At 40.3% G+C, this 24356-nt stretch carries 26 protein-coding genes; 21 read left to right on the forward strand and 5 right to left on the reverse strand.

Annotated features, from left to right (window positions below; all coding sequences use genetic code 11):
- The first annotated feature begins 167 nt into the window (after positions 1-167).
- The 5 genes from IEX12_RS19080 to qoxD all read left to right on the forward strand — a co-directional run bounded on the left by IEX12_RS19080 (position 168) and on the right by qoxD (position 4950).
- Positions 168-317 (forward strand): hypothetical protein, encoded by a 150-nt coding sequence (locus tag IEX12_RS19080; protein ID WP_188725706.1) that lies wholly within the window; start codon positions 168-170, stop codon positions 315-317.
- Positions 318-1069: 752 nt separating this feature from the next.
- Positions 1070-2026: a cytochrome aa3 quinol oxidase subunit II gene (gene qoxA / locus IEX12_RS19085; protein ID WP_235000385.1), complete on the forward strand. Its 957-nt coding sequence runs from the start codon at positions 1070-1072 to the stop codon at positions 2024-2026.
- Between the two features lie 21 nt (positions 2027-2047).
- Positions 2048-3991: a cytochrome aa3 quinol oxidase subunit I gene (gene qoxB / locus IEX12_RS19090; RefSeq protein WP_188725707.1), complete on the forward strand. Its 1944-nt coding sequence runs from the start codon at positions 2048-2050 to the stop codon at positions 3989-3991.
- Positions 3984-4589, forward strand: a complete 606-nt coding sequence (qoxC, locus tag IEX12_RS19095) for a cytochrome aa3 quinol oxidase subunit III (protein WP_188725708.1) — start codon at positions 3984-3986, stop codon at positions 4587-4589. The genes qoxB and qoxC overlap by 8 nt, the downstream gene beginning before the upstream one ends.
- A gap of 1 nt (position 4590) precedes the next feature.
- Positions 4591-4950, forward strand: a complete 360-nt coding sequence (qoxD, locus tag IEX12_RS19100; protein WP_088049873.1) for a cytochrome aa3 quinol oxidase subunit IV — start codon at positions 4591-4593, stop codon at positions 4948-4950.
- A gap of 279 nt (positions 4951-5229) precedes the next feature.
- Here the strand turns inward: qoxD and IEX12_RS19110 are convergent, their stop codons facing one another.
- Positions 5230-5514, reverse strand: a complete 285-nt coding sequence (locus tag IEX12_RS19110; RefSeq protein ID WP_088049875.1) for a spore morphogenesis/germination protein YwcE — start codon at positions 5512-5514, stop codon at positions 5230-5232.
- A gap of 157 nt (positions 5515-5671) precedes the next feature.
- On the reverse strand, positions 5672-7258 hold the full coding sequence (locus IEX12_RS19115; RefSeq protein ID WP_188725709.1) for a peptide chain release factor 3: 1587 nt from the start codon (positions 7256-7258) through the stop codon (positions 5672-5674).
- 463 nt (positions 7259-7721) lie between these two features.
- Between IEX12_RS19115 and IEX12_RS19120 the strand changes: the two genes are divergently transcribed.
- The 5 genes from IEX12_RS19120 (at position 7722) to IEX12_RS19140 (ending at position 12513) form a co-directional block, all read left to right on the forward strand.
- Positions 7722-8078, forward strand: a complete 357-nt coding sequence (locus tag IEX12_RS19120; protein ID WP_088049877.1) for a DUF485 domain-containing protein — start codon at positions 7722-7724, stop codon at positions 8076-8078.
- On the forward strand, positions 8075-9607 hold the full coding sequence (locus tag IEX12_RS19125; RefSeq protein WP_088049878.1) for a solute symporter family protein: 1533 nt from the start codon (positions 8075-8077) through the stop codon (positions 9605-9607). Before IEX12_RS19120 ends, IEX12_RS19125 begins: the two co-directional genes overlap by 4 nt.
- Before the next feature lie 424 nt (positions 9608-10031).
- A complete protein-coding gene (locus tag IEX12_RS19130; RefSeq protein ID WP_088049879.1) occupies positions 10032-11504 on the forward strand; it encodes a nicotinate phosphoribosyltransferase in 1473 nt (490 codons plus the stop codon).
- A gap of 261 nt (positions 11505-11765) precedes the next feature.
- A complete protein-coding gene (locus IEX12_RS19135) occupies positions 11766-12002 on the forward strand; it encodes a YppG family protein (protein ID WP_088049880.1) in 237 nt (78 codons plus the stop codon).
- A 64-nt stretch (positions 12003-12066) separates the two neighbouring features.
- Positions 12067-12513, forward strand: a complete 447-nt coding sequence (locus tag IEX12_RS19140; RefSeq protein ID WP_088049881.1) for a GNAT family N-acetyltransferase — start codon at positions 12067-12069, stop codon at positions 12511-12513.
- A gap of 140 nt (positions 12514-12653) precedes the next feature.
- On the opposite strand, the gene IEX12_RS19145 is transcribed toward IEX12_RS19140, so the two are convergent.
- Complete coding sequence (locus IEX12_RS19145) at positions 12654-13118, reverse strand: Hsp20/alpha crystallin family protein (RefSeq protein ID WP_188725710.1); 465 nt, start codon at positions 13116-13118, stop codon at positions 12654-12656.
- Positions 13119-13273: 155 nt separating this feature from the next.
- On the opposite strand from IEX12_RS19145, the gene IEX12_RS19150 reads away from it, so the two are divergent.
- From IEX12_RS19150 to IEX12_RS19190, 9 genes are all read left to right on the forward strand, one after another.
- Positions 13274-13711, forward strand: coding sequence for a GNAT family N-acetyltransferase (locus IEX12_RS19150; protein ID WP_088049883.1), 438 nt, complete (start codon positions 13274-13276; stop codon positions 13709-13711).
- A gap of 226 nt (positions 13712-13937) precedes the next feature.
- The gene (gene ectA / locus IEX12_RS19155) at positions 13938-14528 is read left to right on the forward strand and encodes a diaminobutyrate acetyltransferase (RefSeq protein ID WP_308778122.1); all 591 of its coding nucleotides are present in this window, start codon (positions 13938-13940) and stop codon (positions 14526-14528) included.
- A gap of 30 nt (positions 14529-14558) precedes the next feature.
- Positions 14559-15806 (forward strand): diaminobutyrate--2-oxoglutarate transaminase, encoded by a 1248-nt coding sequence (ectB, locus tag IEX12_RS19160; protein WP_088050969.1) that lies wholly within the window; start codon positions 14559-14561, stop codon positions 15804-15806.
- A gap of 40 nt (positions 15807-15846) precedes the next feature.
- A complete protein-coding gene (locus tag IEX12_RS19165; RefSeq protein ID WP_088049884.1) occupies positions 15847-16233 on the forward strand; it encodes an ectoine synthase in 387 nt (128 codons plus the stop codon).
- A gap of 242 nt (positions 16234-16475) precedes the next feature.
- Positions 16476-17630, forward strand: coding sequence for a betaine/proline/choline family ABC transporter ATP-binding protein (locus IEX12_RS19170; RefSeq protein WP_188725711.1), 1155 nt, complete (start codon positions 16476-16478; stop codon positions 17628-17630).
- 13 nt (positions 17631-17643) lie between these two features.
- Positions 17644-18288 (forward strand): ABC transporter permease, encoded by a 645-nt coding sequence (locus IEX12_RS19175; protein WP_102415407.1) that lies wholly within the window; start codon positions 17644-17646, stop codon positions 18286-18288.
- A 36-nt stretch (positions 18289-18324) separates the two neighbouring features.
- Positions 18325-19227, forward strand: coding sequence for an osmoprotectant ABC transporter substrate-binding protein (locus tag IEX12_RS19180; protein WP_230856123.1), 903 nt, complete (start codon positions 18325-18327; stop codon positions 19225-19227).
- On the forward strand, positions 19228-19890 hold the full coding sequence (locus tag IEX12_RS19185) for an ABC transporter permease (RefSeq protein ID WP_088049888.1): 663 nt from the start codon (positions 19228-19230) through the stop codon (positions 19888-19890).
- Between the two features lie 312 nt (positions 19891-20202).
- Positions 20203-21882 carry a CocE/NonD family hydrolase gene (locus tag IEX12_RS19190; RefSeq protein WP_286171269.1) on the forward strand — a complete coding sequence of 560 codons (1680 nt, stop codon included), beginning with the start codon at positions 20203-20205 and terminating at the stop codon, positions 21880-21882.
- 49 nt (positions 21883-21931) lie between these two features.
- Here IEX12_RS19190 and IEX12_RS19195 read toward each other — a convergent pair whose 3' ends face one another.
- Together IEX12_RS19195 and IEX12_RS19200 are read right to left on the reverse strand one after the other, a co-directional pair.
- Positions 21932-22390, reverse strand: coding sequence for a hypothetical protein (locus tag IEX12_RS19195; RefSeq protein WP_088049890.1), 459 nt, complete (start codon positions 22388-22390; stop codon positions 21932-21934).
- Between the two features lie 6 nt (positions 22391-22396).
- On the reverse strand, positions 22397-23185 hold the full coding sequence (locus IEX12_RS19200; protein WP_088049891.1) for a hypothetical protein: 789 nt from the start codon (positions 23183-23185) through the stop codon (positions 22397-22399).
- A gap of 139 nt (positions 23186-23324) precedes the next feature.
- Here IEX12_RS19200 and IEX12_RS19205 point away from each other — a divergent pair, with 139 nt between their 5' ends.
- Together IEX12_RS19205 and IEX12_RS19210 are read left to right on the forward strand one after the other, a co-directional pair.
- Positions 23325-23873, forward strand: a complete 549-nt coding sequence (locus IEX12_RS19205) for a CBO0543 family protein (RefSeq protein WP_088049892.1) — start codon at positions 23325-23327, stop codon at positions 23871-23873.
- 135 nt (positions 23874-24008) lie between these two features.
- A complete protein-coding gene (locus tag IEX12_RS19210; RefSeq protein ID WP_188725713.1) occupies positions 24009-24314 on the forward strand; it encodes a CDP-alcohol phosphatidyltransferase family protein in 306 nt (101 codons plus the stop codon).
- Positions 24315-24356 lie beyond the last annotated feature (42 nt).

Here is a 24356-nt window from a genome sequence, read left to right on the forward strand (position 1 = left end):
TGTAGTCGGCTTGCGAAACCACGCCCTTAAGGCGTTGCAAGTAACATGCCCTTATAGGGCTAAGTCAAACCACCTGTTGAACAGGTGGTATGTGATTGAATGTCGATCAATAATTTTTTCTCAAATGGACAACATACTCATAAAGAATCATAACAGGAGGGTTCATTTTGTCGGAACAAAATAAAAACCGTAACAAAGACAAGAATCGGCAGAACAACAAAGACAACCACCAAAAACTGGGAAATGATGTTGGAATTGCTAATGATAGCGAATTTCTAAATCTGGACAATAAAAAGAATAAGCGAGAACGGAAATAACATATAAAAATGGGCAAGGCCGCTGTGATATGCAGTCTTTTTTCTCTTGAAATCCGACTGAGTTTGGTCACTCATAAGCTTGATGAGTGGCTTTTCTTTTGAAATCCGACTGAGTTTGGTCACTCATAAGCTTGATGAGTGGCTTTTCTTTTGAAATCGGACCGAGTTTGGTCACTCATAAGCTTGATGAGTGGCTTTTCTTTTGAAATCCGACTGAGTTTGGTCACTCATAAGCTTGATGAGTGGCTTTTCTTTTGAAATCCGACCGAGTTTGGTCACTCATAAGCTTGATGAGTGGCTTTTCTTTTGAAATCGGACGGAGTTTGGTCACTCATAGCCTGATGAGTGGCTTTTCTTTTGAAATCGGACGGAGTTTGGTCACTCATAGCTTGATGAGTGGCTTTCTTTGCCATTTATTTAACACTTTTCTTACCATTTGGAAATACCTGTATCCACGTCATTATGCAAGAAAAGGTGTTAAAACAGCTATTTACGGGTAATCTTAGGTATGAAATCATAAGATGATTTGAATCGCCGATTGTTATCTCGGGAAAACGGTTTCTGTGATTTATTTCACATAAATTTATACTTTTTGTGTCGATGATTTAACAATAACGTGAACTTTTTATAATTAGCCTTGAAACTACTTATGTTTCTTATTGTAATTTGTTAAACTAATCATCATTGGTTTACAAGTTATACATGTTGTTAATAGTGAATTCAAATTTAGCGAAACATTGGGAGGGTTACACATGCTTGATTTTATGCCTTTTCGCAAAAAAGGATTAATCTTGTTGTTATTTGGCATTGTGCTCTTGCTCGGCGGCTGTGATCAAATGGCTGTTTTTGATCCGAAAGGGCCGGTTGCGGAAAGTCAAAGGGATCTAATTGTTTATTCCCTTTTCTTTATGGCAGGAATCATTCTTGTTGTCTACGTGGCATTTACCATAATTATTATAAAATATCGTGATCACCCAAAGCGTAAGGAAAACAGTTATAAGCCTAACTTCCACGGAAGCAAGACTATTGAGGCGATTTGGACGATCATTCCAATTTTAATTGTTACTGCACTGTCTATTCCAACCGTAACGACATTGTTTGATCTGGAAAAGCCGCCAGAAACAACTGCTGCAAAAGAGCAGAAGGAACCACTGGTTATCTATGCTACATCAGCAGATTGGAAATGGTTTTTTAGCTATCCGGAGCAGGATATAGAAACGGTAAATTACTTACACATTCCAACAGACCGACCGATTGAATTCCGGCTCTCATCTACGGCATCGATGGCGGCACTCTGGATCCCGAGGCTTGGCGGGCAAAAGTACAATATGGCCGGCATGGAAACCATCCTTTATTTACAGGCAGATGAACCTGGTATCTACGATGGACGAAATTCCAATTTTAATGGAGAAGGTTTTGCCGAGCAGACATTTAAGGTACATGCAGAAAGTGCGGATAAGTTCGGGCAATGGGTAAGAGACAAACAAACGAATGCACCAAAATTGACCCAGGAGCAATATGACAAACTGCTGAAACCTGGTCTAACTGATCGCCATACATTTTCATCGACGCATTTGGATTGGGTAAACCATGGTACACATAAAGGAATGGATTATGACATTATCCGTCACTGGAAAGAGTATGAAACGTTATTGCATTTGGAAGTTGGGAATATAGACGAAAGTATTGAAGAACACATTGAAAATTAACGTGGGGAAGTTGGTGAAACCATGAAACTTGATGAATTTTTTGTTACCGGGGAACCGCTGATTTATGGTGGAATGGTTGCGATTGTACTTGTTACATCAGCGATCATCTTTCTCCTTACTTACTTTAAAAAATGGAAGTGGCTCTGGCGGGAATGGCTGACGACCGTTGATCATAAAAAAATCGGGATCATGTATATTTTAAGTGCACTTGCCATGCTGTTTCGCGGTGGGATGGACGCCTTGATGATGCGAACACAGCTGGCTGTGCCGGACTTGAATTTTTTAAGTGCACAGCATTATGATGAAATTTTTACAACACATGGTACGGTTATGATTATTTTCATGGCAATGCCGTTTTTGATTGGTTTGATGAATATAGTTGTTCCATTACAGATCGGGGCAAGGGATTTCGCGTTTCCATTTGTTAACGCGTTAAGCTTCTGGTCGTTTTTCTTTGGCGCTTTGCTATTCAATGTTTCCTTTGTTATCGGCGGGTCACCAGATGCAGGATGGACCAGCTACACGCCATTATCGGGGGCAGCACTGAGTCCGGGACCAGGTCAAAACTTTTACCTGATGGGACTGCAGCTCGCCGGTATTGGGACGTTAGCTACTGGAATCAATTTGATGGTGACGATTTTGAAAATGCGCGCACCAGGAATGAAAATGTTTAAAATGCCTATTTTCACCTGGTCGTCATTAATAACTTGTTTTATTATTATTTTTGCCTTCCCAATTCTGACGGTTGCATTAGCATTATTAACGATTGACCGGATTTTTGGTTCGCAGTTTTTCACCCTTACAGGGGAAGGCTTGCCGATGATGTGGGCGAATCTGTTTTGGATGTGGGGACATCCGGAAGTATATATTGTTGTCTTGCCAGCATTCGGTATTTTTTCCGAGGTGATTGCAACATTTGCGCATAAACGAATCTTTGGTTACAGTGCGATGGTCTGGTCGATTATCATTATCGCGGGACTTAGCTTCCTTGTATGGGTGCATCATTTCTTTACAATGGGGGCAGGGGCATTTGTCAATTCCGTATTTTCGGTTTCGACGATGCTGATAGCTGTACCGACCGGTGTAAAAATATTCAACTGGCTTGGGACGTTGCATAAATCAAAAATTGAATTTAGCACCGCTATGCTATGGGCACTTTCGTTTATACCAAGCTTTGTGATCGGCGGTGTGACTGGCGTTATGTTAGGCATGGCAGCGGCGGATTACCAGTTTCATAATTCGTACTTTCTAGTTGCACACTTCCATTACGTATTAATCGCCGGAACCGTATTTGCGTGCTTTGCCGGTTTAACCTACTGGTATCCGAAAATGTTTGGACACAAATTGAATGAGCGGCTCGGAAAATGGAGTTTCTGGTTGTTCCTAATCGGTTTCCATGTTTGTTTCTTACCGCAATACTTTATTGGACTTGATGGAATGCCACGAAGAATATTCCATATCGGACCAGAATGGTTTACACTCAACTTCCTTTCAACGATCGGTGCGTTCGGGATGGGAATTGGTTTTGCAATTTTTGTCTATAACATTTACTATAGTTTCCGGTATAGTAAACGGGAAACAACTGGTGATGCTTGGGGCGGTCGGACATTGGAATGGGCAACACCAACACCGGTACCACCATACAATTTTGCAACACTACCGGAAGTGAACAATATTGATGCCTTTATGGAAATGAAAGAAAAGGGCGAAACAACCTTTGATGAGAAAAAGCTGCAGCCAATCCATATGCCAAGCAACTCTGGTAAACCATTTATTATGATGGCTATCCTGTTTTTTGCCAGTTTTGCACTTGTCTTTGAATGGATAACACTTGCAGCGATTGGATTAGCAGGCGGGCTCATCATGATGATCATCCGGTCATTTGATTATGATGAAGGGTATCATTTCAGTGTAAATGAAATAAAACAAATCGAACAAAGCAGAAGGGGGCTAGATCATGAGTGAGCAAAACTTTAGTTCAGGGCCACTGGAATATCAGACGGAACAAAGCAGGCTGAATATTCTCGGATTTTGGATATTCCTTGCCGCAGAGCTTGCTTTATTTTCGACCCTGTTTGCAACTTATGCTGTGTTATCTGGCCGTACCGCTGATGCACCTGCACCTTTTGAACTGTTTGAGCCGACAAGTACACTGATCATGACATTTCTGTTATTAACAAGTAGTTTTACGTGCGGGATTGCCGTTCATGAAATGCGGAACGGTTCTAAAAAGGGGCTGCTTACTTGGTTAATTGTTACATTACTATTAGGGTTTGCCTTCCTGGGTTTCGAAATTGATGAATTTATCACGTACGTCCATGAAGGTGCGACATTACAGTCCAGTGCATATTGGTCAGCTTTCTTCATTCTGGCGGGTACACATGGGTTGCACGTTACGCTGGGAGCAGGTTGGATGATTTTACTCGTCATTCAGCTGATGCAGCGCGGAATTACCAGGGTAACAAGCCGAAAAGTATTTATTGTTAGCTTGTACTGGCACTTTTTAGATGTTGTTTGGATTTTCATTTTTACAAGTGTTTATTTAATCGGGATGGTGATGTAGCATGGAACACAAAACCAAAAGAATCCCCGTAAAGCATATAATCGGTTTTATTCTGTCACTAGCATTAACAATCGTCGCTGCCTGGGCTGCACTTGGGTCTGATTTACCGAAAGGGTGGGTTATTACGGGTATCATGGTTTTAGCTGTTATTCAAGCAGCGATCCAGTTATTCATGTTCATGCATATGACCGAGTCAGCCAGTGGAAATGGGCACATTCCCTGGAATATGATGTTCCATGGGTTTGTGATTGTCGCAATTGTTGTTGCTGGATCGTTATTTACGATGTCATATGGCTTTGGTCACCATCACAACGACAGTCCGGCACACCAGCAGCAACACGGGGAACATATGCATGATTAATTGGAATGGGATGTGGCAGAAATGGAGTTAAACAAGCAACCTTCTAAGCGTAGTATATTCAGTCTGCAGGCAAGGTGTATCATTGGGTTTTCCCTATGCATTATATTGACTGCTTTTTCACTTTGGGCGGCAATGTTCTCTGGATACTCATTTAAAGCAATATATGCTGTGTTATCGGTACTAGCCTTTATTGAGGCAATCATTCAATTGTTTAGGGTTCCGACCTCTGAACAATAATCAAAAATCACCTTTTCTCATCTGAAGAAAAGGTGATTTTTATTAATGATTAAAGGTTTTTGTAGTTCTTGTGTTTGTATAGGATGTTTTAACGATTCGGATGATAAACATAACCCAGGCAACCTCAGCGAGAATCATGCTTACGTAAAACATAATCCACATAATCGAAAAAGCAATTGGTGCAGTATGAAATTGGGCCTCAATATAATACAGCCACATTCCCACAAGCATAACGGTTTGCACTACAGCAAGTATTTTCCTATGCAAATGAATAAACAGGAATGGGGTTAGTGTTGCCAGTAACATAAACATCACTATAATACCCATTTAAATCATCTCCTAGTTGTTCAAAAATGATGCAAACGTTTTCTATATATTTATTGTAACAGATATGTTGAAAAAAAGACACAAAAAGTTCATATTTTTTCTGGAAAAAGTGCTGGTAAAAATAAATCATGGATGCCATCACGGCATCCATGACTATTTAACGTATTTGTCCGTATCGTTTCGTCTCGAGTAAATCAACCAATTTAATATCAGGGTGCTTCTCCTTGAATAAACGTAAGGAAAAATCGTTTTTGAACAGAACGACGAAATTCCCTTCCCTGTCACGGGTCAGCATGCTTCGCTCGTCAAAAAGCGATTCATCAATCTTGTCTATTGTCAACCATCGCGGAATTCGCTCTCCAATTGATTCAAACATAACTTCTGCATTATACTCGTTTTTCATGCGATACTGGAATACCTCATATTGCAGCTCACCGACTGCACCTAAGATATTGGCATCTGTTCGATGTCCTTTATATAGTTGAATTGCCCCTTCTTGTACAAGCTGTTCAATTCCTTTTTTAAATTGTTTGGACTTCATGACGTTTTTTGCTGTAACCTTTTTAAATAGTTCTGGTGGGAATTGCGGTAGTTCATCATATTCGAAATTCCCTTTTCCTTCGATTAATGTATCACCAATTCGATAGGCATTTGGATCGTAAATACCAATAATGTCCCCGGCATACGCTTCCTCGACCGTATCTCTTGAAGATGCCACGAATTGTTGTGACTGGGAGAGCTTAATCGGTTTATCTGTTCTCGAAAGCTTCACCGTCATACCACGCTCAAATTTACCGGAGCATACCCGTAAAAACGCAACTCGATCACGATGGGCAGGATTCATGTTTGCTTGAATTTTAAAAATAAATCCGGAAAAATCTGAGTTATCAGGTGAAATAGCTCCGTTGGTTGATTTTCTTGGTGTAGGAGCTGGTGCCATTGAAATAAAGGTATTAAAGAATGTATGCACCCCAAACGGCGCCAGGGCACTGCCAAAAAATACCGGTGTTTGCTTTCCTGCCAGGATGTCATCCAATGAAAACGTATCTCCGGCTTCATCTAATAAGGAGAGCTCCTCCGCTGCTGTTTGATAGGATTCCTGGGACAGTAATTCCCGATAAGCAGGATTTTCCAACTCGGCGAATGGAATATATGTCTCTTCCTCATTCCCGTTAAATTGCACAAATTGTTTGTTCTTACGGTCAAAAATACCTAAAAATCGCTTCCCCATTCCTACTGGCCAGTTCATTGGATACGTGGCAATATCCAAGACCTGCTCAATTTCCTCCAAAAGCGCAAACGGTTCTTTTCCTTCCCGGTCCAATTTATTGATAAACGTAAAAATGGGAATGCCGCGCATTCGGCAGACTTTAAATAGTTTAATCGTTTGTGCTTCAATACCTTTTGTCGCATCAATAATCATTACTACACTGTCAACAGCAGTCAGTGTCCTGTACGTATCTTCACTGAAATCCTCATGACCTGGCGTATCCAAAATGTTGACTTCATAACCTTCATACGGAAAATTCATTACACTGGAGGTAATTGAAATACCGCGCTGCTTTTCTAATTCCATCCAGTCAGATGTAGCAAATTTACCCGATTTCTTGCCTTTTACTGTCCCGGCTGATCGAATTAAATTACCATACAACAGCAATTTCTCGGTTAATGTTGTTTTTCCAGCATCAGGGTGCGAAATAATCGCAAAGGTTCTTCGTTTATTTACTTCTTCATACAGACTCATAAAAAATCCCTTCCATATCATATTTCGTTTATTTGCTTGTCATTATCTGCTTAACGGGGATTTTTTACATCGGAATGATTCTCCTTCTACATAATTTTATCGCACCTTTTATCATATTCAACTTCAGATTTGAAGTCAATGCGTGACCTTGATTGAGAAAATATTATGAAATAAAATAAGATTATTTAAAATTAATTACTTTCTAAACAGGAAAATTAACCTCCGTATCGAATATTATAATATAGAGAGCTAGAAAGGTACTTTTAAACTATTGAAGTGTAACTACTAACACATTAATCAAGCCTATTCAGACATTGGATCTAGCCATTGAGGCAAAATTACCATTCAATTCTTAAGAAATGTTTATCCGCTTACGTAAGCGTTTTCGCGAAGGGAGGGACGAACAGTAGCTGAAAAGAGAGAACTTGGGTGCAAACACTAGAAAAAATTTAGGAGGATGCGTATGGATGCAGAAAAGAAAATTCAAGCAAATGAAGGTGAAAATAATGCGATTGATTATGTCCGTGTAGCAAACAGCAGTCGATTTAAGACGTTAATGCAGGAAAGAAAAAAGTTCATCGTGCCGTTAACCGTCTTTTTCCTGTTATTTTATTTTTTACTTCCTGTTTTAACATCCTATACAACATTTCTTAATACCCCGGTGATTGGTGATATTTCCTGGGTATGGCTGTTTGCGTTTGCCCAATTTATTATGACATGGGTTTTATGCACAGTTTATGTAAAAAAGGCTGCCTCCTTCGACCGGCAAGCAGAGGAAATAATTAGTGAAGAGCTTAAAAAGGGAGGAAAAGCCTCATGAATATGACTGTCGTTGTTCTATTTCTGTTAATTGTAATAATAACACTGGTTATTACCTACTATGCAGCTAAACGGACGCAAACAACCGGTGACTTCTATACGGCAGGCGGGGGATTAACTGGCTTCCAAAATGGGATTGCTATTGCCGGAGACTATTTATCGGCAGCATCCTTTCTTGGAATTGCTGGTGCAATTGCCTTATTTGGATTTGATGGTTTCTTTTATAGTATTGGATTTCTGATTGCTTACTTGGTCGTTTTATTTTTGGTTGCGGAACCACTTCGAAATCTCGGTAAATATACACTTGCTGATATGATTAATTCCCGTTTTGACGCGAAGAAGGTCAGAGGGACAGCTGCACTAAGCACGATTACAATCAGTATTTTTTATATGATTGCACAGCTTGTTGGTGCAGGTGCTCTTATCCAGCTGCTGTTTGGCTTGGACTATTGGCTTGCGGTATTAATCGTTGGTGTCATGATGACGATTTATGTCTTATTCGGCGGTATGATCGCGACAAGCTGGGTGCAGATTGTCAAAGCTGTCTTGTTAATGGCTGGCATGATCATTATTTCTTTCCTCGTTTTATTAAAATTCAATTTTAATCTTGGGGAGATGTTCAGTGAGGTAAAAACCGTGACAAGCCATGGGGCGGATTACCTGAAACCTGGATTAAAGTACAAAGAGGGGCTGGGGACGATATCACTAATGATCGCCTTGGTGTTTGGAACTTCCGGCTTACCGCATATTTTAATGCGCTTCTTCACCGTGAAGGATGCCAAGACGGCTAGAAGTTCCGTTATCACGGCAACATGGACAATCGGTATATTTTACATACTGACATTATTTCTTGGGTTTGGTGCAGCGGCTTTCGTTGGAGAGAAGAATATTCTTGCGGCAAATCCGGGTGGAAATATGGCGGCACCATTATTGGCGGAAGCGTTAGGCGGGGAAATCTTATTTGCTTTCATTTCTGCGGTTGCATTTGCTACCATTTTAGCGGTTGTGGCTGGCCTTGTTCTATCAGGTGCTTCGGCATTCGCTCATGATCTATACGGTCAAATTTTTAAAAAGGGAAAAGCATCAGATAAGGAACAAATGATGGCAGCACGCTATGCGGCGCTTGCTGTTTCCGTGCTTGCAATTATTCTTGCCTTGTTTGCACAGAACTTAAATGTAGCGTTCCTCGTTTCACTTGCATTCTGTATCGCCGCAAGCGCAAATTTGCCTGTTATACTTTATACTGTGTACTGGAAAAAATTTAATACGGCAGGAGCGATTACCGCAATGCTGTCGGGACTGCTATCGGCATTAATTCTTGTTTCTGTGAGTCCAAGTGTTTTCTCGCCGGTCGAGGGTGCAGCATTATTTGTTGGCGAACCGATTTTCCCACTGGCCAACCCAGCATTAGTTTCTGTGCCATTAGGTTTTCTTGGCGGGTATCTTGGTACGATCTTATCAAAGGAAACGAATGCAAAACGATATGCCGAAGTGAAGGTGAAAGCAAATACGGGATATCGGGAAACGTAAGATTTAATTGGCTCGTTCGAAGTATGATCCTGGGCATTAGCCTGGGGTTTTCTTTTTGCCCGAGGAGATACGGGAATTGGGTTTGGCCGTGCTACTGTGAACTTTGTCGTAAATATTGTGAATTTCAACATTAGTAATTGTAAACTTCAGCATAAATCATGTGAACTTCAGCAGATAACACATGAAGTACAGCGTGACGACGGATGTTTGGATTACGGCAACATATTATATGATTTTAGTGAGCAATAGTGGTAATATCTATACCATAGTTCAATTAATTTTGGTGAAAAGGGTAATATAAGTGAAAAAGCACACGTGATAAAAGCGTGTATTGGATGGTTTTAGGTAGCCCTTTGGCACAAGCAGCATTCTTGCGCTTGACGGAAAAATTTGTAAATGTATCACCATTATCGGAGGTTTGAGTATGACTTTTACGGATGACAGCTTAGCTCTACATACTGATTTATATCAAATTAATATGGCAAAAACATATTGGGATGATCATATCCATAATCGCCGCGCCGTATTCGATTTATATTTTCGGAAATTACCATTTGGGAATGGATATGGTGTATTCGCAGGGCTCGAGCGAATTATCGACTACATTAAAAATTTCCGGTTCAGTGAGTCAGATTTGGCATACTTGCAGGAGGAGTTAGCTTATGATGCTGATTTCATCGGATATTTAAAACAGGTTCGTTTTAGTGGCAATATCAAGTCGTTAAGGGAAGGGGAAATTGTTTTTGGAAATGAACCTATTTTACGGGTAGAGGCAAATTTGGCAGAAGCTCAATTGGTAGAGAGTGCATTGCTTAACATTGTCAATTACCAAACATTGATTGCAACAAAAGCATCGAGGATGAAGCAAATTGTCGAAGATCAGCTAGTGATGGAGTTTGGAACGAGGCGTGCACATGAATTAGATGCAGCCATATGGGGAACGCGCGCAGCGTTTATTGGTGGGTTTGAGGCAACAAGTAATGTCAGGGCAGGGAAAATATTTGGTATCCCAGTAGCTGGAACCCATGCACATTCCATGATTCAGGCATACAGGGATGAATACACAGCATTTAAAAAATATGCGGCAAGCCATAAGAATTGCGTTTTTTTGGTGGACACATACGACACGCTGAAATCCGGGGTACCAAATGCGATTAAAGTTGCCAAAGAATTAGGTGATTCCATCAATTTCTTAGGTATTCGTCTGGATAGTGGTGACTTGGCTTACTTATCAAAAGGTGCCCGCAAAATGCTTGACGAAGCAGGCTTTCCTAATGCCAAAATTTATGCTTCCAACGATTTGGATGAGTCCACTATCATGAGCTTGCAGGCACAAGGAGCAAAAATCGATGTCTGGGGAATCGGTACAAAACTGATTACGGCTTTTGACCAGCCAGCATTGGGTGCGGTGTACAAACTGGTTGCAATCGAAGACGAGAATGGTGAGATGGTTGATACGATTAAAATATCCGGTAATCCAGAAAAGGTAACAACACCGGGAATGAAGAAACTGTACCGGATTGTGAATACGATAAATAGTCATGCGGAGGGAGATTATATTACATTGGACGATGAAGCACCTGAAGAGGAGAAACGTTTAAAGATGTTTCATCCGGTTCATACCTATATAAGCAAATTTGTGACCAATTTCAGAGCGGTTAATTTGCATGAGGATATTTTCCGGGGTGGTAAATTAATCTATGAAAATCCGAGTATTTTTGACATGCAGGACTATGCGAAGCAGCAATTGAAGCTGTTATGGGAGGAATTTAAACGGACAACCAATCCGGAAGAATATGCAGTTGACCTGAGCCAGCGGACATGGGACAACAAAATGGAGAACATCCGGGAAGTGCGGGAAAAGGTTAAGCAGATGGAACAACCGGAGAAGGAATGAATATACTTTGCTATGAGTTGCAAGGAAATGGCCGCATTATACTAGAGTATAGTGAATGAGAAAAAATGTTTGCAGAAGCGATGAATCTATTTGGTTTATCGCTTTTTATTGATGGCACTATCCAGTGAATGCATTATGTTAGAAGACGGTTTATTATTATTTTTTCCAAAATAATAATCTGCACATCCAGGACAGTTATCTTTCCATAACCCCCCGCTTTTGAATAACATACAACAGACATCTTTTACAGGAGGTGCTTGTATGTTTCCTGGCAGACCAAGACGACCAGTTCCGCCACCATCACCGTTTGGATTTGGGCCTGGACCAATGCAGCGACAGCAGATGCAAAACCGGCCTGGACTATTGTCGATGTTCCAGACACCTGATGGGAATTTTGACTTTGAAAAAATTTCATCGACAGCCAAACAGGTAAATGATATTTATCGTCAAGTAAGTCCTATGATTAGTCCGATGGTTTCCAAGTTTTTCAATCGTTAAGATCGGTTCTACAGCGGCAGATAAATATCTGCCCTGTTTAGAAGCGGGAAAAGGATGTGAAATGATGCCAATTCGCCAAGCCGGAAAAAAAGAACTGCAGTTTATTATGCAGCACGCCGAAGATGTAATGAAAGATTCCGTTACCGGTAATGTAAAAACTTCACGGGAAAAAGCGCTGCAAAATGTTTCTCAATTATTATCCAACGGCGGAACTTATCTCGTCCAGATGGAAAACAGTGCAGTACAGGGCTGGATCGGTGTTGGTCGAAATTTTGATTTTTATAATGATGAAATGGTCGGTTTTATTTCGGAGGTTTATGTACTACCTAAATTCCGTAACCATGGAATAGCAGAGCGATTATGCAAAGCAGCGTTTAAACGGTTAGAAGAACAAGGATTCAAAAGTGTTCAATTACAGATGTTTTCCGGCAACCCTGCTAAACGACTTTATGAAAGACTGGGCTTCCAGGATGTTTCTGTGCTAATGAGAAAGAAGCTGGACCATGGTTAATTTGTAAAATAAACATGTACATTTTTAGTAAAAGCCGGGTTCGACTGACTAGAAGGACCCGGCTTTTAGGCATGCATCAAACTACGCAAAGCTGGTTCACCGGAAAAATCGACCGATTCACTTTCCCAACCCCCACATCGTTACCGTTTTTCTTTAGGATCGTTTATATCAATAAACTTTCTGCTTTCATTCTTTTTCGGGATCGTTATTTTGAGGATGCCATTGTTTAATGCTGCTTTTGTGTCTTTTTCGGAAACGGTAAATGGCAGTGTGATCAGACGTTCTGCTCTTTGAAAGGAATGTTCTTTGTTATAGAACATACTTTTATCATTTTTTTCTTCATAGGTAGAAGTGTCCTCGGCCGTAATTCGTAATTGATTGCCGATGATCTCCAACTGAATCTGATCCCGTTTATACCCAGGTAATTCCGCTTCAACGATGACATTGGATTTCGTTTCACGCATGTTAACTCTAATCGATCGTTTGTTAATAAATGAGTTGAAGTGATTAAAGGAATCATTAAAAAACGAATCGATTTGATCCAGTAAATGATTGAATTGCGGCCGTTCAAATCTTCTTGGCTGATTATCTTTTTTCTCACTCAATTTTTGATTCACCTCGCTCATACCAAAATTACACTAATAAAGTATGCTAAAATAGGATAAGTGTAGTGGGCAGCAGCACATCATTGTCACCCCGCGAATTTTGCCGAAAAATATATACTTAGAGACTAATCAACGGAACAGGAAGGAGTTTTTGTATGGACACATTGACAATAAGAGAACTTCAAACAAGAGAAGAAATAATAGAGGCATTCCCAATTATGAACCAGCTGCGAACACATCTCGATAAACATACATACCTTGACCTGGTTGTGGATGCCCAGAAAAATGACAATTATAAACTAGTTGCTTTATTTAATGACCAGAAAATCGTTGCAGTTACTGGATTTAAACCAATGATAACCCTCTATTATGGCAGGTTTGTCTGGGTCTGTGATTTGGTTACAGATACTAGCAAGCGGTCGAATGGTTATGGTGAAAAACTGCTTTCATTCGTTCAAGAGTGGGCAAAAGAGCATCATTATACAAGTGTTGCGCTGTCGTCAGGATTACAGCGTAAAGCTGCCCATCGGTTTTATGAGAAAAAAATGGGCTATGATAAAGTCAGTTATGTATTTAAAACTATATTTTCATAACGTTAATAAAATGACTGTGCCGCAAAATTTACGAATGGCGCAGTTTTTTATTGCTTTAATTTGTCAAGTGATTAAAATTCCGATTATTCCATACTATTTTACAGCTATTTATAAGCATTGTTCATTAAACACGCTTCATCGTTACTGATCGTGTTTAACTGCGGTATATCACGTTTAATGCCTTTTGACGAACAAATGGCAGTCGTATAAGCTATGAAACGTACCATTGTTTTTGAAAAATCAATCCGGAGGTGAAAGCATTATTAAAAGTGGAACGAAGGAATTGGTGAAACCAACAGAACTGACTAAGGAATTTCATTTTCGTAAGCCCACGAAAGACGATGGGGCTGCTGTTTGGGAGCTAGTTAAACATACTGGTGTTTTGGATCTCAACTCATCATACAGTTATCTTATGTGGTGTGAAATTTTTTCGGAAACATCCATTGTAGTGGAAAAACAAGGGGATATTGTCGGATTTATATCCGGGTTTATCCATCCGAAAACACCGGATAGTCTATTTATCTGGCAAGTGGCTGTACATGAATCTGTAAGAGGCAATGGACTGGGAACACGGATGCTGTTCCAGCTGCTCGAACGGGAGTACTGTACCGATGTTCGCTATGTGGAAGCAACCGTATCACCATCAAACATACCATCACAGCATTTATTTTTAGGTCTTGCAAAAAAGCTTGATACGAAATATTCCATTTCTAATTATTTTGTGTCAATAGACTTTCCACGAACGGGACACGAAAATGAGCTATTGTACAAGATTGGGCCGTTCGAAGAGAAAAAATTAATGAAAAGGATGATGTAATTGACAACGGCAGTACTAACCGATACGAAAATGAAAACGTTTGAAGAATTGGAATCAACAGTTAGAAGCTACAGTCGTAGCTGGCCGACTATTTTCACCAAGGCCAAAGGATATAAGCTGTGGGACATCGATGACAAAGAGTATATTGATTTTTTTGCAGGGGCAGGGGCGTTGAATTATGGCCATAACGATGCTGCCATGCAGGAAAAATTGATTGACTATATTCGAAACGACGGAATCATTCATAGTCTTGATATGGGTACAACCCCACGACAAGAATTTTTGCAGCGTTTCAAAGAAGTAATCCTTACCCCTCGCGAACTGGATTACAAGGTTATGTTTCCCGGACCAACTGGAACCAATACCGTTGAAAGCGCATTGAAGATTGCCAGAAAGGTAACTGAACGCGATACTGTCATCAGTTTTACCAATGCATTCCACGGTATGACGATCGGTTCGCTTTCCGTAACAGGAAATTCATTTAAACGCCATGGTGCCGGAATTCCGCTTCATCATACTGTGTCGATGCCATTCGATGAGTATGTAGAAGATCAGGATTCGATCCGCTATTTGGAACGATTTTTAGAAGATAGCGGCAGTGGTGTCGCACTGCCGGCAGCAATTATTTTAGAAACCGTTCAAGGGGAAGGTGGCATTAATGCTGCTCGTATGGAATGGTTGAAAAAGATTGAGAACATCTGCCGCCGCTGGGATATTCTGCTGATCGTTGACGATGTGCAGGCAGGATGCGGCAGAACCGGAACTTTCTTCAGCTTTGAACCTGCAGGTATTGTTCCAGACATTATCTGCTTGTCAAAGTCAATTGGCGGAATTGGCCTGCCAATGGCGATTACGCTTATTAGACATGAGTATGACAAATGGGGACCGGGAGAACACAACGGAACATTCCGCGGTAACAACCTTGCCTTTCTGGCGGCAACAGAAGCACTAACCTATTGGGAAACAGATGAATTCAGTATAGCCATCCAAGAAAAAGCAAGCCTTCTACACAACGCAATCAAAACAATTATCCAAAAATACCCGGAACTTGGCGGAGAAGCCCGTGGCAGGGGATTAATGCAAGGGATCGCAGTGGAGAACACTGACAATCTTTCCGGCAAAATTTGTGCGGAGGCATTTAAACGCGGCTTAATTGTGGAAACCTCAGGGCCCAATGACGAGGTTGTCAAATTTTTACCCCCACTCATTATTGATGAAGCAGGATTAAAAAAAGGGTTAATGATTCTGGAAGAAAGCATTAACCACGTTTTAGATTAATATACTGGCAGCAGATTAACGATAGAGAGGAGATATGCAAATGATCGTAAAATCATTGGAAGATATCATCGGAACAGAGGATGAAACATCTGGAGAAAACTGGACAAGTCGCCGGTTTTTATTGAAAAAGGATAATGTCGGTTTTAGCATGAATGATACACTGATTAAAGCAGGGACAGAAAATTATTTTTGGTACAAAAACCATATTGAGGCTGTTTACTGTATTGAAGGAGAAGGGGAAATTGAAAAAGTAGAAACTGGTGATATTTACCAGTTGAAACCAGGTACTATGTATATTTTGAATGATCATGACAAGCATCTTCTCAGAGCCAGAACTGAAATGCGCATGGTTTGTGTATTTAACCCACCGCTTGTCGGCAAAGAAACACATAACGAGGAAGGTTACTATCCACTATTAACTGAATAGTGTTTTCCAATAAAAAACAGGCATCAGCATTTGCTGGTGCCTGTTTTTTATTGGGAATAAACGTATTCCAAAAACAAATCATGCCCTAAAATCAAGAAAACCGAAGAAAAACCTAGATATACAGTTTATAAAGTTTATAAAATAAAAATTACACGTATTTTCTAAAGTTTACGGATTGAATTTTTTTCATTATACTTAAACAGGATATTTCGACAAAAATTAACACGGAGGTGTTTGGTACTTTGCTAGAATTTAAAAATGTAACGAAAAATTATGGCAGGGATAAACCTGCTGTTAACAAATTAAATCTTAAAATTGAAAAGGGAGAATTTGTTTGTTTTATCGGACCAAGTGGATGTGGAAAGACTACGACGATGAAAATGGTCAACCGATTAATTGATATTACGGAAGGGACAATATTGGTAGACGGTAAAGATATTAATGATCAGGATCCCGTTGAATTACGCCGTTCGATTGGCTATGTTATTCAGCAAATCGGGCTGATGCCACAAATGACGATAAAAGAGAATATTGTTCTGGTTGGGACACTTTTAAAATGGTCGAAGGAGAAAAAAGATGAACGTGCAAGGGAATTGCTCAAATTAGTAGATTTACCTGAGGAGTATTTGGAAAAATATCCACATGAATTGAGTGGTGGACAACAGCAGCGAATTGGTGTACTAAGGGCACTTGCTGTCAATCCGCCGTTAATATTAATGGACGAGCCATTTGGTGCACTTGACCCAATTACCCGCGACTCATTACAGGATGAATTTAAAAAGCTGCAAAAGGAATTGGATAAAACGATTGTATTCGTTACACATGACATGGATGAAGCATTGAAATTGGCGGATCGTGTTGTCATTATGCGAGATGGGGAAATCGTTCAGGTGGATACCCCGGATGAAATTCTGCGCCATCCCGCCAACGATTTTGTGGAAGAATTTCTTGGTAAAGAACGATTGATTCAAGGCCGTCCTGATGTGACAACCGTCGGACAGATTATGGAGACATCCCCAGTTACTGTTCAGGTAGGTGAATCCCTTAAATCGGCCATTTCTACGATGCGTGATAAACATGTCGATTCCTTGCTTGTAATAGATTCCGAGCATGTCTTAAAAGGCTATATTGATATTGAAATTATTAATCTGGCATACAAAAAAGCGGATAAAGTGGAAGAAGCAATGGAGACAGAATTTCTGTTCGTTTCTAAAGACAGTCTGTTAAGGGATACAGTTTATAAAATCCTGCGGCGAGGCGTAAAATACGTGCCTGTCGTTGATAAGGAACATCGGGTTGTAGGCATCGTAACGAGAGCAACGCTAGCAACCCTCGTCTACGATACGATCTGGGGAGATGGATTTGACATAGAGGAAACTACTGCATCGGCAGAATAGGAGGTAGAAAAATATGGCTGAATTTTTATCATTGCATGGCAGTGAGCTCGTTATTAAGACATGGGAACATTTATATATTTCATTAGCTGCAATTTTGTTAGGTGTCATTGTTGCGGTTCCCCTTGGGGTCCTGTTTTCCCGGATTCCTAAAATGGCTGATCGGCTTATATCATTCATTGGCATCCTGCAGACTATACCAAGTCTTGCTATTCTCGCATTCTTTATTCCCATAATGGGGGTTGGTAAATTACCTGCTATCATTGCCCTGTTCTTTTATTCCTTGCTGCCGATATTGCGGAATACGTATATTGGTGTCCGCGGCGTTGATAGTGGAGTGCGTGAAGCTGGAAAAGGGATGGGCATGAGTAACTGGCAATCGATTTCTAAAATCGAACTTCCATTGGCACTTCCAGTAATTATGGCAGGAATTCGGTTATCAACTGTCTATCTGATCGGATGGGCGACCCTTGCTGCTTTCATTGGCGGTGGGGGACTCGGAGATTTTATTTTTGATGGATTGAATCTTTATCAGCCTGCATTAATTGTTGCTGGAACGGTTCCGGCAACGATCCTTGCTTTAATTGCAGACAGGCTGCTTGCACTTCTCGAGAGGAAGTTGACACCGAGCGGATTTAAAGAAACATATCAAACTACGTAAATGGAGGTGACCTACGTGAATAAAACGATTATCAAAATGATTAGTACAGTAATGGTATTGCTGGTATCAGGGTGTTCACTTCCTGGCCTTGCCAGTACAACGAAACATACGATTACAATCGGCACACTTGGGACATCAGAATCCGAAATCCTTGGGGAAGTTTTATCGATTATGATTGAACGGGAAACCGATCTGGATACAGAACTTGTCACGCATCTTGGTTCATCGATCGTTCAGCATCAAGGCATGACAAGAGGAGATCTTGATATCACATCTACACGTTATACAGGAACGGATATTTCAGGTGCATTAGGAATGGATCCGATCACAGATCCGGAAAAAGCGATGAAAATAGTGAAACGGGAATTTCCGAAGCGCTTTGACCAAGCATGGACGGATTCGTATGGATTTGAAAATAGCTATTCAGTAGCTGTTACAAAGGAATTTGCCGAAGAAAACGATATTAAGACTATTTCCGACTTGGCACCTTATGCGGATGAATTACGTTTTGGTGTTGATAATGCTTGGATCAATCGGAAAGGGGACGGCTATGAAGGATTTAAAGAAACCTACTTTCCATTTAATGAAGTGTATCCGATGAACATTGGCCTTGTTTATCAGGCTGCTGCCAGTGGTCATATGGATGTTGTTTTAGCGTATTCATCTGATGGCCGAATCCAAGAGTTTGATTTAAAAGTGCTGGAAGATGATAAGCAGTTCTTTCCGCCTTATGATGCATCACCTGTTATTCAAAATGATATTTTAGAAAAATATCCGGAAATAAAAGATATTACAAAACGGTTGGCTGGAACGATTTCCACTGAGAAGATGCAGGAATTGAACTATAAAGCAGATGTGAAATTAATGAATCCAAGGAAAGTAGCAAAAGAATTCCTGGAAGAGAACGATTATTTTGAAGCAGAAGGGGAGGGAAAGTAAATGGAAACATGGGATCAGCTTATCACGTTTGTCGGTAATAACTCGGGGTATATCTGGGAGCAATTTTACCGGCATTTTCTGATGGCTGCATATGGTGTATTCTTTGCAGCTTTATTTTCGATACCGCTAGGCATTTTGATTGCTAGATATAGTAAACTAAGCAGCTGGGTACTTGCTTTTGGCAGTATTATTCAGACAATCCCTGCCTTGGGTGCACTGGCAGTAATTATGATTGTGATGGGACTTGGTACGAATACAGTTATCGTGACTTTGATGCTTTATTCTATACTGCCAATTACACAAAATACGTATGTCGGGATGAAAGAGGTAGACAAAACAGTAATAGAAGCTGGGTTTGCTTCAGGCATGACACGTTTTCAACTGCTTCGAATGGTTGAATTGCCACTGGCCATTAGTGTTATTATGGCGGGACTTAGAACTGCTCTTGTAGTAGGAATCGGAATTGCTGCAATTGGCGCATTTGTTGGAGCTGGTGGACTTGGTGCGATTATTTTACGTGGGACAAATGCCACGGATGGAACGGCAATTATTCTTGCAGGTGCCATTCCTACTGCGCTAATGGCGATTGTTGCAGATCTGCTTATGGGATGGATTGAACGTAAGCTGCACCCTGTTAAATCATCCAAACCACAAACAACCTAATATAGAATGTTCAAAAAGTCCGGTAAAACGACACATCGGGATAGGGGATCTTCGACTAAGTACCAACAAGTTCTGTGTCGAACGTCGAAGTCACCACACCCTGTGAAGCTCGTTGGCTTGTTTCTGTACTGCTGGAATCTATGCGCCTCGAACTTCAACGCACAGGACGTGCTAGTGTCGGTGTGGCAACAGGACGCCTGAGACTTTAGCCGACCTCGGCCTTTTTTATCCTCCTTTTGATAACAACTTAGTATGTAAATGCAGCACTTGGTAGTTTTAAGTGCTGCATTTACAGGAAAGGGGCTTAATGTTGTGAATGAAAAAATGATTGTAGAGGAAAATGTTCCGTGCGAATTAAGAGACGGTACAATTTTGCGTTCCGATATATACCGTCCGAATGAAGGTGGGTACTATCCTGTTTTAATGTTACGACTACCTTATGATAAAAAGACAAAGCGTTATTACGATCAATATGTGGAAGTACCACGAATGGTTGCAGCGGGATATATTGTTATTTTACAAGATGTTCGTGGCCGCTTTGCATCGGATGGGGAATTTTATCCGTTTATCCATGAAAGAAACGATGGCTATGATGCAGTAGAATGGGCGGCAAAATTACCATATGCCAACGGGAAAGTCGGACTGTTCGGTATGTCGTATCACGGTTATACACAATTAGCCGCAGCGGTGGAGAAGCCGCCTTCTTTGAAAGCCATCGCTCCTGTTATGACAATGGCAGATCCTTGGCAAGATTTGTTGAGCGGATATGAAGCTGCAAGCAGTTCAGCCAATTTGCAAACATGGACACTTGGCTCTATCATATTCGATCAGTTAAAACGGCGTAATGATCCGAGAGCAGCTAAGGCTCCGGAATATATCAACAAACTTACTGAATGGCTTTACGAAAAACCAGCCAAAGACTGGACGCCGATGAAAGATCTTGATCCGGATTCATTTTATTTTGATGTTATCAATGAAAAGCTTGCTTCTGACCATATCGCAAAAATGCAAGTGAAGGAGAAGTTAGCTGATATAGAAATTCCGGCCTTATTTATGGGTGGCTGGTTTGATTCATTACTCGGTTCGACATTAGAAGCATATCAAATATATCATGGACCGAGAATGCTGTGGATCGGGCCCTGGACACACGAGCAAATGACTGGTCAGGCTGGTGATAAATATTTTGCTAATGCTAAAACAAACATCGGTGTTGATAAGCTGGAAGACCCAACGGAGATTCATATTAACTGGTTTGACAAATGGTTAAAGGATAAACCATTGTCAATGGAAAAACCGGTTCATCTTTACCTTATGCAACAGAAGAGATGGGAGGCTTATGTAGAATGGTCACCGGTTTCTCGTAAAAAAGAACTGTATCTCGCTAGTAATGGAAATGCGCAAACACGTAATGGGGATGGGAAATTGCTTGATACTCCGGAAGCTTCGGAAACGAAATGTCAATTGTGTTTAGATCCCGGTAAACCCGTGCCAACACGGGGTGGTGGTGTTTTAATTGCTGGACATAATTCAGGCATGTTTCAGATTGGGGATATCCAGGACAGAGAGGATGTACTTGTTTACAATTATCCATTCCAAGAAAAAGATATCCATATTTTAGGTACCGTTAAAGCAAGTATCTGGGTTTCTGCTTTTTCACCGCTTCTTGATCTTGCTGTCCGTTTGTCAGATGTTGAGCCAACTGGAGATGTTTATAACATTATCGACACATTCTACCGCCAAAAGGTGACAGAGCTAGACATGCCATTTTGTGTGGAATTGGTGATCGGGCATACGGCATACACAATAAAGAAGGGACATCAATTGCGCCTTGATATAACGGCAAGTAATGCCCCCCTTTATGATGTTAACCTGAATAATGGGCAAACAACCAGAACAGCATCGTCGGGAAATCCGCAGTTTCAACAGGTCTATCAAGGTGGAAATCTTCCATCAAAAATTACATTGCCACTTTCGACTAATGTTGGGGTGTAACAATCTCGGGACATATACCGAAACGGGTTCCATTGGTTGGGACCCACCTCTATTTTATTTTTGCGACACCTAATGCAAAGTGATTCCACAGAATTTCTTCAACAAGTTCACTCTGTGTTTCTTCACAATCAATAATGAGTATAACTTCAGAATGCTTTCCGATTAGAACCCGTTTTCGTTTCTCAACAAAAAATACAATAAATAATTTTATCGCAAATCCAAGGGCAAATCCGGTAAAAGCACTGATTAAACCCCAGAATATCGGCCCCCACGCCAACTTAAAACCGATGCTTATCCCTACTACGGAGAAAGCTGTTGCAAGTGCCACTCCTATATCAATTAATGAAATTCCATCCGCTCGATGAATGCTATCAAACACTCGGCGTTTTTCCGTTCGGTTGTCAAGGGGAACCGCAAAGATATTTTCCTTATGGATACCTTTTTGCTCTAATTGAGAAAGAGCCAGTTCCAGAAAAATGTTACTTTCGAAGGTTGCATACAGCTGCATGATTGATCACTTCACTTTTTTCCCTTTTAAAAGCGTAAACTTAGAATGCTGATAATTTTTTTGTAAAAAATCACGTTGTTCTTTTTCAAAAAGCTTATTATTTTCAACGGTATTCATATACGAATCAAAGAGCGAAAACCCGTAAACAGATGGCAAGAACAGGAGCCATTCGGGTTTTACTAAAGAGGTAGCTTTATCAATCTCACCTAGAAACAAAAAAGGGATAGCCTCCAGTATATGGGAAAAGTAGAAAAAGATTATCGTCCAAATGATAACATAGAAAGCAACTCCTATTCGATGAATATAGAGCTGTCCCAACCCAGGTACACAAAGGGACCAGACAACTGCAAGCAAGGGATTCCTTTTATCTAAATAGTTAATCTCCAACGCCCCTATGCTAAAAGTATTAAAACGATGATTTTCACGGTCGGCGAGGATGAAAACCTTGTTCATGTCAACCGTTGTTCGGTAACTATCCCAAATGGCAAATAAATATACCGGCATGTACAACAGAAGCCAGCGCGTATCCAATACTTGTATTACTTTTTCAATATCACCTTGAAAAGAATAAATGATACCTAAATTTATATTTGCATTCAGATTTACGATAACTTCCCAAATGAATAACACAAATCCACGAATATACTTTGATAAAAGCAGATGACCAAATCCGGGAAATGCTGCACTCCACCAGGCAATAATATAAGGATTTCTTAGGTGGATTTGCGTTGTGCCAAATATACTTACATGTGCTATATATCGTCTCGCGGTATTGTCGTTTGTATAATTATCCATCTAGAAAACTCCGATTTACTAATTTATCCATAGGGTTGCCCGAAAAGGGGAGTTTATTCTGATAGAAGTGTTATGTATATATATTGCCGAAAAACAAATTATACATATAATGCATTTCAGTTGAAGGTGTTGACCAGAAATGATGTTTGCAATTGTTGATGAAATGATTAAAACGCAGGAAAAGTTTGCTGAGTTAAAAAAACTTTACTTTTTTGAACATGTGATTTTCTCATATCAGTGGTGGTTTTTGATTTTTGTAACGGTATTTGTGTGGATAGTTTGGGCAATATTAGTTGACAAAAAAAACTTGAATCGCATTCTGCTTGTAGGCTTATTTACCAGTTTAACCGCAGTTGTTTTGGATGACATCGGGCTTTCGCTAGTATTTTGGTTCTATCCCTATCAGATTGCCTTTTTCACAAACCAATTGTATTCCGTTGATATTGCCATCATTCCAGTGTTTTATATGCTTTTATACCAATACAGAACAACGTGGGTATCGTACTTGCTGACACTTGTGCTGTTGCTTTTATTTGCGGTTATAGTAGCCGAGCCACTATTCGCAAAAATGGACATATACATGTTAATCCGATGGGAGCATTTATATTCCATCCCTTTTTATATGTTGATAGGCATCTTTGTTAAGTGGCTGGTTGACAGGCTGGTTAAAAATAATGATACTTTTTAAAAGGACATTTCTGGAATGACAACTGGGAACCTTGGAAAAGAGAAGGGCGAAAAAATATAGTATTTCAAGGCCGTCCTACTGTCCTATTATTTCAGGGGCGCAATCAAAAAGGATTTGCTCGATGCAGATCCTTTTTTGGTTCAGAAGGATATTCAAAAAGACTATCCTTTTATTCTGTGTGTTGCAGTTCGATTAGCACGTTACAATGTTAAAGAGTTTGATGGTGCTTTTTACGGAATTCCAATTACGGCCGCTGGAATCGTGATGATTCTTAGTTCATTATTGGTGCCATATTTACCAGTTATACTTTTTGCGGTTCTAACATCGCTATTAATGGTTCTCATGGTCAGTAATATACGTATTACAAAATTTTTTATTTGTAATTTATTCCATTCCCATCAAAGAAGTATCATCACTGGTAATCGCTTTCTTTATTGTTAGAACAATAATGTTGAAATCTTAATTTAATTTTGTCGTTCAACT

It is taken from the genome of Lentibacillus populi (genome assembly GCA_014642895.1).
Taxonomy (GTDB): Bacteria; Bacillota; Bacilli; order Bacillales; family Amphibacillaceae; genus Lentibacillus_C; species Lentibacillus_C populi.

Excerpts from the sequence above, each read along its gene's own strand:
- IEX12_RS19205 (WP_088049892.1), top strand. The coding sequence starts at position 23,325 with ATGATGTTTGCAATTGTTGATGAAATGATTAAAACGCAGGAAAAGTTT.
- IEX12_RS19200 (WP_088049891.1), bottom strand. The coding sequence starts at position 23,185 with ATGGATAATTATACAAACGACAATACCGCGAGACGATATATAGCACAT.
- IEX12_RS19180 (WP_230856123.1), top strand. The coding sequence starts at position 18,325 with ATGATTAGTACAGTAATGGTATTGCTGGTATCAGGGTGTTCACTTCCT.
- IEX12_RS19110 (WP_088049875.1), bottom strand. The coding sequence starts at position 5,514 with ATGGGTATTATAGTGATGTTTATGTTACTGGCAACACTAACCCCATTC.
- IEX12_RS19135 (WP_088049880.1), top strand. The coding sequence starts at position 11,766 with ATGTTTCCTGGCAGACCAAGACGACCAGTTCCGCCACCATCACCGTTT.
- IEX12_RS19140 (WP_088049881.1), top strand. The coding sequence starts at position 12,067 with ATGCCAATTCGCCAAGCCGGAAAAAAAGAACTGCAGTTTATTATGCAG.
- qoxA (WP_235000385.1), top strand. The coding sequence starts at position 1,070 with ATGCTTGATTTTATGCCTTTTCGCAAAAAAGGATTAATCTTGTTGTTA.
- ectB (WP_088050969.1), top strand. The coding sequence starts at position 14,559 with ATGAAAACGTTTGAAGAATTGGAATCAACAGTTAGAAGCTACAGTCGT.
- IEX12_RS19165 (WP_088049884.1), top strand. The coding sequence starts at position 15,847 with ATGATCGTAAAATCATTGGAAGATATCATCGGAACAGAGGATGAAACA.
- IEX12_RS19125 (WP_088049878.1), top strand. The coding sequence starts at position 8,075 with ATGAATATGACTGTCGTTGTTCTATTTCTGTTAATTGTAATAATAACA.
- qoxD (WP_088049873.1), top strand. The coding sequence starts at position 4,591 with ATGGAACACAAAACCAAAAGAATCCCCGTAAAGCATATAATCGGTTTT.
- qoxC (WP_188725708.1), top strand. The coding sequence starts at position 3,984 with ATGAGTGAGCAAAACTTTAGTTCAGGGCCACTGGAATATCAGACGGAA.
- IEX12_RS19175 (WP_102415407.1), top strand. The coding sequence starts at position 17,644 with ATGGCTGAATTTTTATCATTGCATGGCAGTGAGCTCGTTATTAAGACA.
- IEX12_RS19150 (WP_088049883.1), top strand. The coding sequence starts at position 13,274 with ATGGACACATTGACAATAAGAGAACTTCAAACAAGAGAAGAAATAATA.
- qoxB (WP_188725707.1), top strand. The coding sequence starts at position 2,048 with ATGAAACTTGATGAATTTTTTGTTACCGGGGAACCGCTGATTTATGGT.
- IEX12_RS19115 (WP_188725709.1), bottom strand. The coding sequence starts at position 7,258 with ATGAGTCTGTATGAAGAAGTAAATAAACGAAGAACCTTTGCGATTATT.
- IEX12_RS19130 (WP_088049879.1), top strand. The coding sequence starts at position 10,032 with ATGACTTTTACGGATGACAGCTTAGCTCTACATACTGATTTATATCAA.
- IEX12_RS19185 (WP_088049888.1), top strand. The coding sequence starts at position 19,228 with ATGGAAACATGGGATCAGCTTATCACGTTTGTCGGTAATAACTCGGGG.
- IEX12_RS19195 (WP_088049890.1), bottom strand. The coding sequence starts at position 22,390 with ATGCAGCTGTATGCAACCTTCGAAAGTAACATTTTTCTGGAACTGGCT.
- IEX12_RS19120 (WP_088049877.1), top strand. The coding sequence starts at position 7,722 with ATGGATGCAGAAAAGAAAATTCAAGCAAATGAAGGTGAAAATAATGCG.